Origin of the sequence: Streptomyces sp. NPDC096105 (assembly GCF_044763335.1) — a bacterium.
In the GTDB taxonomy this organism is placed as follows: domain Bacteria; phylum Actinomycetota; class Actinomycetes; order Streptomycetales; family Streptomycetaceae; genus Streptomyces.
Genome location: NZ_JBIWGC010000032.1, coordinates 36,000 through 45,439 on the forward strand (window position 1 = coordinate 36,000; position 9,440 = coordinate 45,439).

Annotated in this window: 12 protein-coding genes and 2 pseudogenes; 7 read left to right on the forward strand and 7 right to left on the reverse strand. The window is 68.9% G+C overall.

Annotated elements, in window-relative coordinates; all coding sequences use genetic code 11:
* The first annotated feature begins 69 nt into the window (after window positions 1-69).
* Window positions 70-297, forward strand: a complete 228-nt coding sequence (locus ACIQ8B_RS31460; RefSeq protein WP_403551559.1) for a hypothetical protein — start codon at window positions 70-72, stop codon at window positions 295-297.
* A gap of 342 nt (window positions 298-639) precedes the next feature.
* Here ACIQ8B_RS31460 and ACIQ8B_RS31465 read toward each other — a convergent pair whose 3' ends face one another.
* Both ACIQ8B_RS31465 and ACIQ8B_RS31470 read right to left on the reverse strand, forming a co-directional pair.
* Entirely contained in the window at window positions 640-1,017 is a 378-nt protein-coding gene (locus tag ACIQ8B_RS31465; protein ID WP_290010673.1) for a fic family toxin-antitoxin system, toxin component, read from the reverse strand.
* On the reverse strand, window positions 1,017-1,256 hold the full coding sequence (locus ACIQ8B_RS31470; RefSeq protein WP_290010671.1) for a hypothetical protein: 240 nt from the start codon (window positions 1,254-1,256) through the stop codon (window positions 1,017-1,019). The genes ACIQ8B_RS31465 and ACIQ8B_RS31470 overlap by 1 nt, the downstream gene beginning before the upstream one ends.
* Before the next feature lie 6 nt (window positions 1,257-1,262).
* Here ACIQ8B_RS31470 and ACIQ8B_RS31475 point away from each other — a divergent pair, with 6 nt between their 5' ends.
* The 3 genes from ACIQ8B_RS31475 (at window position 1,263) to ACIQ8B_RS31485 (ending at window position 3,610) form a co-directional block, all read left to right on the forward strand.
* Entirely contained in the window at window positions 1,263-1,553 is a 291-nt protein-coding gene (locus ACIQ8B_RS31475) for a hypothetical protein (protein WP_403551562.1), read from the forward strand.
* Window positions 1,554-1,815: 262 nt separating this feature from the next.
* Window positions 1,816-2,133, forward strand: coding sequence for a hypothetical protein (locus tag ACIQ8B_RS31480; protein ID WP_403551564.1), 318 nt, complete (start codon window positions 1,816-1,818; stop codon window positions 2,131-2,133).
* Window positions 2,134-2,197: 64 nt separating this feature from the next.
* Window positions 2,198-3,610: an ISL3 family transposase gene (locus ACIQ8B_RS31485; RefSeq protein WP_403551565.1), complete on the forward strand. Its 1,413-nt coding sequence runs from the start codon at window positions 2,198-2,200 to the stop codon at window positions 3,608-3,610.
* Between the two features lie 9 nt (window positions 3,611-3,619).
* Here ACIQ8B_RS31485 and ACIQ8B_RS31490 read toward each other — a convergent pair.
* The 5 genes and pseudogenes from ACIQ8B_RS31490 to ACIQ8B_RS31510 form a co-directional block, all read right to left on the reverse strand.
* Window positions 3,620-3,913, reverse strand: a pseudogene (locus ACIQ8B_RS31490) (IS3 family transposase); the annotation flags it as partial.
* Window positions 3,914-3,941: 28 nt separating this feature from the next.
* Entirely contained in the window at window positions 3,942-5,114 is a 1,173-nt protein-coding gene (locus ACIQ8B_RS31495) for an IS30 family transposase (protein ID WP_403551568.1), read from the reverse strand.
* Window positions 5,056-5,961 carry a DDE-type integrase/transposase/recombinase gene (locus ACIQ8B_RS31500; protein WP_403551570.1) on the reverse strand — a complete coding sequence of 302 codons (906 nt, stop codon included), beginning with the start codon at window positions 5,959-5,961 and terminating at the stop codon, window positions 5,056-5,058. The genes ACIQ8B_RS31495 and ACIQ8B_RS31500 overlap by 59 nt, the downstream gene beginning before the upstream one ends.
* A complete protein-coding gene (locus tag ACIQ8B_RS31505) occupies window positions 5,958-6,251 on the reverse strand; it encodes a transposase (RefSeq protein WP_403551572.1) in 294 nt (97 codons plus the stop codon). The genes ACIQ8B_RS31500 and ACIQ8B_RS31505 overlap by 4 nt, the downstream gene beginning before the upstream one ends.
* 67 nt (window positions 6,252-6,318) lie before the next feature.
* Window positions 6,319-6,456 (reverse strand): annotated as a pseudogene (locus ACIQ8B_RS31510) (recombinase family protein); the annotation flags it as partial.
* A 106-nt stretch (window positions 6,457-6,562) separates the two neighbouring features.
* On the opposite strand from ACIQ8B_RS31510, the gene ACIQ8B_RS31515 reads away from it, so the two are divergent.
* From ACIQ8B_RS31515 to ACIQ8B_RS31525, 3 genes are all read left to right on the forward strand, one after another.
* Window positions 6,563-7,105 (forward strand): SigE family RNA polymerase sigma factor, encoded by a 543-nt coding sequence (locus tag ACIQ8B_RS31515; RefSeq protein WP_403551574.1) that lies wholly within the window; start codon window positions 6,563-6,565, stop codon window positions 7,103-7,105.
* Window positions 7,102-7,923 carry a hypothetical protein gene (locus ACIQ8B_RS31520; RefSeq protein WP_403551576.1) on the forward strand — a complete coding sequence of 274 codons (822 nt, stop codon included), beginning with the start codon at window positions 7,102-7,104 and terminating at the stop codon, window positions 7,921-7,923. Before ACIQ8B_RS31515 ends, ACIQ8B_RS31520 begins: the two co-directional genes overlap by 4 nt.
* Window positions 7,924-7,992: 69 nt before the next feature.
* On the forward strand, window positions 7,993-9,219 hold the full coding sequence (locus ACIQ8B_RS31525; protein ID WP_403551578.1) for an IS701 family transposase: 1,227 nt from the start codon (window positions 7,993-7,995) through the stop codon (window positions 9,217-9,219).
* Window positions 9,220-9,440: the final 221 nt, after the last annotated feature.

Sequence of the window (9,440 nt, forward strand, 5' to 3'; positions counted from 1 at the left end):
CCCGGCCTGCCGGCCTCTGGTGTCACAGTGGGCGCAGCGCACTCCGCCCGCTGTCGCAAGGGATAAACCGTGTTCCAGGACCGCTCCGCACCCGCCGACGGCTTCACCCTCAAAGACGTCCTCTTCATCGTCGACCGCATCGCCCAGTGCCACGAGAAGGCAGCGAAGGCGCTTCGCGGGATGATCAGAGCGCAGAAGGACGCCGAGCTCGCCTGCACGCGGCTCCGTGAAGCCGGCAGCGCGGTGGCGCAGTTGTTCCGGGGCTTCACCTCGGGCACTGACCGCGCCAGAACCTGAAGCCCTGTGGCGGAGGAGGACCAGCTCGAAGGCGGGCGTGGATGGACGAGTGGGGCATGTTCCCGGTCCTGGACCACGTCCTCTCTCTGAGCTCCGCAGGGCAGCACGGACCCACCTGCGCGTTGATGCGGATGACGGGCGCAGACGTCATGGCCAGCAGGTATGTATGTGCCGTTGAAGGCGCTGCCTGCCCTTGCATGGCCGGGCAGGACGGTGAACTGCACGGTTGCTTCGGAGGGTGTCCCGGCCCTCAGCCGGGCACATCGGTACAAGGACAGGAGCCACTTTGCGCGGGCTGCACCGCTCCCGGCGTTCCGGGAGACGGCGCTGGTCCTGCGGGCGTCAGGTGGTGGTGGGCCAGGTCCGCAGCAGGGCGGCGATCTTCCCTGCGGTGCAGGCGGGGTCAAGGAGCAGGTCCTTGAGGGCGATGGCGTCCTCACGGGCGGGTTTGACGGTGATCCCGGCGGCCTCGAGGTACATGACGCCGGTGGCGGCGGCGACGGCCATGTTGGAGCGCTCCAGCCAGCGGCAGCGGCCCAGGGTGTGCACCAGGGCGGCGGCCTTGGCGTAGGGGCCGTCGTAGACGGGCTGCTCGAACAGTTCGGCCCGGTGGCGGGCGACCGCTGAGACCGGGACGCCGTAGTCGTCGGGGGCCGGGTCGTTGACCCCGGCGGCCTCGGCGACCTGCAGGATCCACGGGACGTCGATGTGCAGGTCCATCAGGCGGCGCGCGCTCCCCGGGGCGTGTGCTGGGTGTCCTCGGCTTCGTCGAAGATCGTCTGGTGTTCGGTCAGGAAGCGGGCAGCGGCGTCGACCGCGCGGGCGCGCAGGCCGCTGGCGTCGTCCTGCACCAGCCGGGCGAGGTAGTCGCCGATGCTCAGTCCCAGGTCGGCGGCGCGCTTCTTCGCGAGTTCCGCGACGTCCTCATCCACGCGTGCGCCCAGTTGTGTCTTTGCCATACCCGCATGGTAACAGCTGTTACCGCACTGTTCGGGCGGCCGTGCCGCAGCGGCGGCCCCTACGACGGGCGCGAGGCGGCGGCCGAGGCCATCACGGGCAGGATCGGTGCGGGCGAGGCGGCCGTCATCATCACCGTGGTCGCCGCGGTGACCGTCCTCGCCGTCCTCCAGCGCCCGATCCCCCTGGTGCTGACCCTGCTCGCGGGCGCCGTGGGGCTGCTGCTCGTCGGCCGTCGCGCGGCCCGGATCCTGGCCGTCGTCGCCGAACTCGCCGCCACCGGCGGCGGTCGCGGGTGAGCCACAGGGCGGCCGAGCCGGTGGCACTGGCGCGGCTGCACGGCTGGTCGCGCGCGGCGAAAGGACGGCGCACCCTCGCTGCCCTGGCGCGGCGGGCCGACGCCGGGAAACTGCCGGTCTCGGTGCGCACGCTGCGCCGGGCCCTGAACGGGCGGCTCCCCACCCTGCGCACCGTCCAGGCGTTCGCCCGGGGCGCAGGCGCCGACGAGGCGGAGGGCGCGCGAGTGTGGGCGGCGGCCGCAGCCGCCGTACGTCCCGAGCCGTGCGGAAGCCGGCCGCGTACGTGCCCGGACGCGGCATCACCACTCTGGCGGGGGTGGCCGCGGCCATGGGGAAGGTGAGGGCGGCGGCGGGCAAGCCGAGCCTGCGCCGACTGGCCGACTCGCCCGAGGCCGCGGGCCGCCTCTCGCGCAGCGCCCTGCACAACGCCCTCACCGGCTGGCGGCTGCCCAGCGAGGAGCTGCTAGCCGGCTTCGCCGCGGCTGGCTTTGTCCATGAGAAATGGCTCTGGTCCGCTTCGTGTGGTCGCGTACGCAGGGTGACTGTTGATCTTCGTGTGATGGCGGTCGAGTTCGCCTGAAAATCGCTGGGCTGGATGGTGGTGTGGTCGACAGTCCTTCGCCGTGAACACAGTGCGGCCGTAGTTGGATGAGCTGCTGTTCTCCTCGGTGGAGGGCGTGTTGGTGGAATCGGTTGAGGTGACCGGCACGGTCCTCCGGGTCGATGCCCGTACGACCGCAGGGCAGGTGGCCTGTCCGGGGTGTGGATGCTGGTCTGGGCGAGTACATGGCTCCTACCTGCGATTTCCTCACGATCTACCGACGGCGGGTAAGTTCGTCGTGGTGTCGTTGCGGGTGCGGCGGTTCGTCTGCGAGGAGGAATCCTGCGAGCGGAAGACCTTCGCCGAGCAAGTACCCGGCCTCACCCTCAGGTTCGGGCGACGGACCGAGCGGCTGCGGGCGACGCTGGTGTCGGTCGGCCTTGCGCTCGCAGGCCGGGCCGGCGCCCGGATGACGGACGCCTTCAAGGTTCCGGTCAGCCGGAACACCTTGCTGAGGCTGGTCGCCTCGCTTCCGGACCCCGCCATCGCAGCACCCCGCGTGGTCGGCGTGGACGAATACGCCCAGCGCAAGGGCCGTGTCTACGGAACCGTGCTGATCGATGTCGAGACACGTCGCCCGGTCGATCTCCTTCCCGACCGGGAAGCGGACACGCTCGCGGCCTGGCTCGCCGAGCGGCCCGGCATCGAGATCATCTGCCGCGACCGTGCTCTCTTCTTCGCCGAGGGTGCCACCCGTGGCGCCCCGCAGCCCTTTCAGGTCGCCGACCGGTGGCACCTCTGGCACAACCTGGGCGAAGCCGCCGAGAAGTGCGTCTACCGGCACTGCAGCTGCTTGCGCCCCATGCCGACACAGCCGGAAGAACTCCAGGAGGAGCCTGAGCCGACCGCGTTGTCGCCCTGGCCGACAGGGCACCGATTCGCCGAACGCACCCGCGCCAAGCACGCCACCATCCACGCTCTCCTCGCCGCCGGTCACAGCAAGCGGTCCGTCGCCCGGCAGCTCGGCATGACGCTCAACACGATCCTGCGCTTCTCCCGTGCCACCACCCTGGAGGAGATGTTCACCGGTCAGTGGCAAAACCGCGCAACCACGCTCGACACCTACAAACCCTACCTCGATCAGCGCTGGCAGGAAGGCTGCACCAACGCCTGGAAACTGTGGGAGGAGATCAAGAAACAGGGCTATCCCCACGGCTACGCCGGCGTCCGCGACTACGTCAGCAGGAATCTTCGCAGCAAGCCCCAACCGGTTGACCCTCGCCCGCCATCGGCCCGCGCCGTCACGCGTTGGCTCCTCACCCACCCCGACGCCCTGCCCGAAGGCGACCGGCTCCAGCTCAAAGCCGTCCTAGCCAACTGCCCCGAACTGACGACACTCTCCGAGCACGTGCGTTCCTTCGGCCACATGGTCGCTCACCTCCAGGGCCACCAGTTGCCGACCTGGATCGAAGCGGCCATCTCCACTACCGAACGGGACTGCTGCATGATCGGGTGACAGCGGGGTCTATGCAGCCAGAGCTGCGGGTGGGGTCATGATGGTCTCGTACTCGACGGGGGTCAATCGGCCCAGGCGTCTCTGGCGTCGGCGCCGGTGGTAGGTCCGCTCGATCCAGGTGACGATCGCGATCCGCAGCTCCTGTCGAGTGGTCCAGGTGCGGCGGTCCAGGACGTTCTTCTGCAGCAGCGCGAAGAAGCTCTCCATGGCGGCGTTGTCGCCGGCGGCCCCGACGCGGCCCATCGAGCCGACCAGGCCATGCCGAGTGAGTACGGCGGCAACCTTCCGTGACCGGAACTGACTGGGTTCAACCAGTGGATGCAACACCGGCTTATGTGATCGATAGTAGATGGTCGTTGAGGGCTTCGGCGGGTGTCTTCCAACCGAGGCTCTTACGAGGGCGACTGTTGAGGGTGGCAGCGACCGCCTCGATATCCTCCGCCGCCCATCGAGAAAGGTCCGTGCCCTTCGGGAAGTATTGGCGCAACAAGCCGTTCGTGTTCTCGTTGGTGCCGCGCTGCCAGGGACTGTGCGGGTCGGCGAAGTAGACCGGGACGCCGGTCTCGACCGTGAACTGGGCGTGCGCCGACAGCTCCTTGCCCCGGTCCCAGGTCAACGACCGCCATAGTTGCCCGGGCAGGGTGCAGACTGTGGCCGCAAGCGCATCTTTCATCGTCACCGCGCCATAGCCGGCCAGTGGCGGTCCGTTCTTGGTACGAGGGACGATGCCGTAGCCGTCCTGGCGGGGCAGGTGGACAAGCACTGTGAATCGGGTCGTGCGCTCGACCAGCGTGCCGATCGCCGATCGCTCGAGTCCGATCAGGAGGTCGCCCTCCCAGTGTCCTGGTACGGCGCGGTCGTCGGCTTCCGCCGGTCGTTCGCTGATCAGTACCTCGGGCGTGACGTGGGCCCACGCCGTCCTTTTGGACCGGGCCCGGGGCACCCGCAGGGCTCTGCCGGTGCGCAGGCAGGCAACGAGCTCACGCTTGAGCGCTCCACGGCCTTCGATGAACAGCGCCTGGTAGATCGCCTCATGGCTGATCCGCATGGACTCATCATCGGGGAAGTCGACCTTCAGCCGGTTCGCGATCTGCTCCGGACTCCACGCCATGACCCATTGGCGGTCGCCGCGGTGGGGCTTGTTCCTCCCCTTCCACCGCGGGCCCTGCGGCCCCAATACCGTCCCGTCCGGGCGGCTGACCTGGCCGGAAAGCCTTTCCTGCACGTAGTCCCGCAGCCGGTCGTTCGCGGCCAGCTTTGCTGTCTTCGGGCGCTGGGCCACGAGATCGGCCTTCCACTGCGCGACCGACGCCCGGTAGTCCAGCCGACCACCGCGGGTCGCGGCGTTGCGCCGCAGCTCCCGGGATACCGTTGATGGATCGCGGCCGAGACGTCGCGCGGTCTCCCGGACTCCGATGCCCTGTGCTTTGAGGATCGCGATCTCTTCACGCTCGTGAAAGGACAGGTACCGGCCGGACTGCGGAGCAAGATCCATTGGTGGCATGCCGCCACCGTGACGGAACCACCTGCAACCCGCCGCCTGGGATACGCCAACCGCAGTTGCCGCCTCCTCGGAGAGCACCCCCTTCGCGATTTCCCTCCAGAACTGACGTTCCACTTCCCGCCGAAGCGCCGGCGCACCCGGGGACTTCATCGGCGACCGTCCGGTCAACGACGCCATCCACCCTGCTGGCCTGCCCATCAACACCTCCGAGGACGAGGTGTTGCGACGACCGATTGAATCCGCCCTGCGAGCCGCGGTCCGAATGCACGACGCAACCGGCCACCTGGCCGCGGCGGGCGACGGCGGATTCCAGCGCGGTCGCGGCGAGGCGGGACTCCATCCGGGCGTCGATGGAGTAGCCCACGATGCGGCTCGAGTACACGTCCTTGACGGCACACAGATACAGCTTGCCCTCGTCGGTCGCGTGCTCGGTGATGTCCGTGAGCCACAGCCGGTTCGGCCCGTCGGCGGTGAAGTCGCGCCGCACCCGGTCATCGTGGACCGGTGGTCCAGCTTTGGCGTTCTTGTTCCGGCCTCTGCGTTTGCCGAACGCGCTCCGCCAGCCGTTGTTCCGGCAGATCCGCCAGGCGGTCCGCTCGGCCATCGGCTCACCGGCGGCCCGGGCCTCGTCGCGGAGGAAGCGGTGGCCGAACTCGGGATCGTCGCGGTGAGCGTCGAAGAGGGCGTTGGCCCGGTGTGCCTCGGCGAGCTCGGCGTCGGTGACCGGCCGGTCCAGCCACCGGTAGTAGGGCTGGCGGGCCAGCTTGAGCACCCGGCACGTCACCGCCACCGGCACCCGATGAGGGGCAGCGGCGGCGGCCAGCTCGCGGACGAGCGGGTACATCATTTTGCCGGCAGGTTCGCCTGCGACAGATATGCCGCAGCCCTTCGCAGAACCTCGTTCTCCTGCTCCAGCAGCCGGATGCGCTTGCGGGCCTCGCGCAGCTCGGCCGACTCGCCCGACGCCGTCGCGGGCCTGGCGCCCTCGTCGGTTTCAGCGCGGCGCAGCCACTTCGACAACGTGATCGGATGGACGCCGAAGTCGGCGGCAATCTGTTCCAGCGTGACGCCGGGCTCGCGGTTACGCGCGACCCGCACGACGTCCCCGCGGAACTCCTTCGGATACGGCTTGGGCACTGCAACATCCTTCCAGGCCGTTTCTCAGCAAGCCAGGTCAGGTGTCACCCAACCCTGCAGCAGTCCCGATGCGGGTGCTGATCTTCTCGGCGAAGATTTTGTCCCGGGGGACGCCGTGCCCGGCGAGGGCGTCGAGCTGGGAGTCGAGTTCCTGGCCGAGGGTGGAGCAGCGGGCGTAGCCGATGCGGATGTCCGCGCTCGGCAGGGCCGGATCGACCGGTGCGGGTGTGCGAAGCGGAAGAAGATTCCGTGGTGAGGCAACGGTCTCGGCTTCGTATGGACTCTTTTGAACATCTAGGAGGGAGGTGCTCATGGGGGTTCGAAAGCAGGTCGGGGACCAAGAGTTCCACGATTTCGTCGTCGGTTGCTGGCCGCGCCTGATGCGCACGGCATTTCTGCTCACGGGTGAGCAGCACGCTGCGGAGGATCTGGTCCAGTCGACGCTGGAGCAGGTCTATGTGGCCTGGCACAGGGTCGCCTTGGCCGACGCCCCTGAGGCGTATGTGCGACGAGTGATGATCAACGCGCATGCCCGCAGATATCGAAGGAAGCTGCGGGAGTTCCTGTTGCCCAGGGGCGGGGACGCAGGCCTGACACACGAGGTGGCCGACACCGGTGACCGGATCGCCCAGGCCGACGACCGTCACACGCTGCTGAAGGCGCTGGCCCAATTGCCGGCACGGCAGCGGGAAGCAGTGGTCCTGCGTTACTGGGAGGACCTCACTGAGACACAGACGGCCGAGGCGATGGGCTGTTCGGTCGGCACGGTGAAGAGCAACGCAGCCAAGGGGATCGCGAAGCTGCGCGCCGTTTCGGGACTGGCGGAGAAAGTGACGCAGGGAGGACGGACGTGAAGAGCGCGGACCGGGAGACGAGCCACAACATGACACAGCACGACATCGCCTTCCTGCTGGCCGAAGCCGCCGACGAGGTGAGGATCGGCACAGCCCCCGCCCAGGCACTGATTCGCGGCGGCCGCCGCCGCAGGGCCCGTCGCTGGGCGGTCGTGGCGACCACCACCCTGGTCGTGGCCGGCTCCACGGGGGCTCTGGCACTGAACGGGCTGTCCGGTGACGGGGAACGGGGGGTGTCGTCGGCGAGCCAGCCGGTCGCCAGCGCGGAGGCATCCGAGCCGCACATGCGGACGACCCTGGCGAGCGGCACCGACGCGGGAGTGCCGTGGAGGGTGTACATCGACGTGTGGAAGGCTCCGGCGGACACGGCGGAGGCCCAGGCCACTCTGGCGGCCATGGCGAAGTTCGGCGAGCACCCGCAGGACGTCTCCACAGCCTCCGACCTGGTGGGCAAGGTCGCGCACTTCGTGCACCGGGTCACCGGTGAAGAGGCGAAGACCACTCAGATCGGGAACTTGGTGCTACCCGAGGACGACGTCCTGACCGGCGGCGAGCACGGGACCGTCTCGCTCCCGCTGCTCCCAGGGGACGGCACGGCCGCCCCGCGCCTGGTGTTCGGCCAGGTCGCCAAGACCGCCCGGGAGGTCACCTGCACCTGGAAGGACGGCACGTCTACCAAGGTCGGCCGTACGTCCGCGGACACCGAGGCGAACGCCGGCGTTCCGGTCATCCACAGCCTCAAGCACTCCCCCTACGACTGGTTCGCCATCCTGGCGCCGAAGTCCACCGAGTTGGAGGGGATCAAGGTCACGAAGTAGATCAAGCGGGAGACTAGTAATGCTTCGTTACGTTGGGTGGTCTTGGCTGATGGTGGGCAGCCTCCCAGGGTGAAGCTGGGGGAGGTGGAACGGCTCCGGGGTGAGTTGGCGGAGTTCGTTGCCGATGTGTTCGGGTCGCTGCCGCGGCGGGATCAGCGGCGGTGGGGCGAGTGTTATCTGCGGGGCCTGATGCTCGACGGCCGGCGCAAGTCGATCCAGCCGATGGCCGAGCGGCTGCCGGACGGGAACATGCAGGCTCTGCAGCAGTTCGTGAACCAGTCGCCGTGGGATCCGCTGCCGGTCAGGCAGCGGATCGCCGAGCGGCTGTCCGAGGTGATCGGGCCCGAGGTGTGGGTGGTCGACGATGTGTCGTTCCCCAAGTGCGACACCGCGTCGGTGGGGGTGACCCGGCAGTACTGCGGAGCGGTCGGCAAGCGGGCGAACTGCCAGGTCGCGGTCAGTGTCCATGCCGCCACCGACACCGCGTCGTGTCCGCTGAACTGGGAGTTGTATCTGCCACGCGAGTGGACGGATGCACCGCAGCGGTGCCGCAGGGCAGGAGTGCCCGACGAGGTGGTGCACCAGGAGAAGTGGCGCCTGGCGCTCGGCCTGCTCGACACGCTCGGCGAGTGGCGGCTGAAGGCTCCGGTCGTGGTCGCCGATGCCGGCTACGGCGTCAGCACCCCGTTCCGGCTCGGTCTTCACCAGCGCGGGCTGTCCTATGTGCTCGCGCTGACCGGGAAGGAAGTCGCCCACCCGGAGAATGCCGAGCCGTACCAGCCCGCTTACAGCGGGCTCGGCCCGCCGACGCTGCCCCGGTATCGCACTCCACCACGAGCCATCTCGGTCCTCGCGGCCGAAGCCGATGCCGGCCGGTTCGCCGAGGTGACCTGGCGTCAGGGCAGCAAAGGCGCGATGACCTCCCGGTTCGCGGTCCTGACGGTGCGGCCCGCGGGTAAGCAGTCCCTGGCCGCGGCCCAGGAGGCGGGCGGCGTCCGCGACCGATGGGACGGCGTCCTGCCCACCCAGACCCTGCTGGTTGAGTGGCCGGACGGCCAGGACGCACCGACCGGCTACTGGATGTCGAACCTGCCCGCTTCGACCCCGGTCGCCGACCTGGTGCGATGGGCGAAGATGCGCTGGCGGATCGAGCACGACTACCGCGAGCTCAAGCACGGACTGGGCCTGGACCACTTCGAGGGCCGCACCTGGCGCGGCTGGCACCACCACGTCACCGCCGCCCAGGCCTTCCTCACCCTCAGGCGGCTCGACCCAAAAGTCCGCACATCGGCCTGACCCTCTACCAGGTCCTCGACGTTCTTCAGGACCTGCTGAGGTGCTGGGCCGGTGCCTGCACCACCTGCGGACGCCCCCTGCCCGACCCTCGAAGCCGCCGCAGACAGCCCAGAACCTAACGAAGCACCACTAGGGTCTGTTGTGAAAGTGCTGGTCACAGCCACTCGTTGATGGCTGCGACCAGCACGGTCGCTTCGTAGCGGACGGCGAGTTTGTCGTAC

Bases quoted from the DNA above. Each gene is read 5' to 3' on its own strand.
- ACIQ8B_RS31475 (WP_403551562.1), top strand. From the start codon at position 1,263: ATGGTAACAGCTGTTACCGCACTGTTCGGGCGGCCGTGCCGCAGCGGC.
- ACIQ8B_RS31470 (WP_290010671.1), bottom strand. From the start codon at position 1,256: ATGGCAAAGACACAACTGGGCGCACGCGTGGATGAGGACGTCGCGGAA.
- ACIQ8B_RS31495 (WP_403551568.1), bottom strand. From the start codon at position 5,114: ATGCCACCAATGGATCTTGCTCCGCAGTCCGGCCGGTACCTGTCCTTT.
- ACIQ8B_RS31465 (WP_290010673.1), bottom strand. From the start codon at position 1,017: ATGGACCTGCACATCGACGTCCCGTGGATCCTGCAGGTCGCCGAGGCC.
- ACIQ8B_RS31515 (WP_403551574.1), top strand. From the start codon at position 6,563: ATGGGGGTTCGAAAGCAGGTCGGGGACCAAGAGTTCCACGATTTCGTC.
- ACIQ8B_RS31500 (WP_403551570.1), bottom strand. From the start codon at position 5,961: ATGATGTACCCGCTCGTCCGCGAGCTGGCCGCCGCCGCTGCCCCTCAT.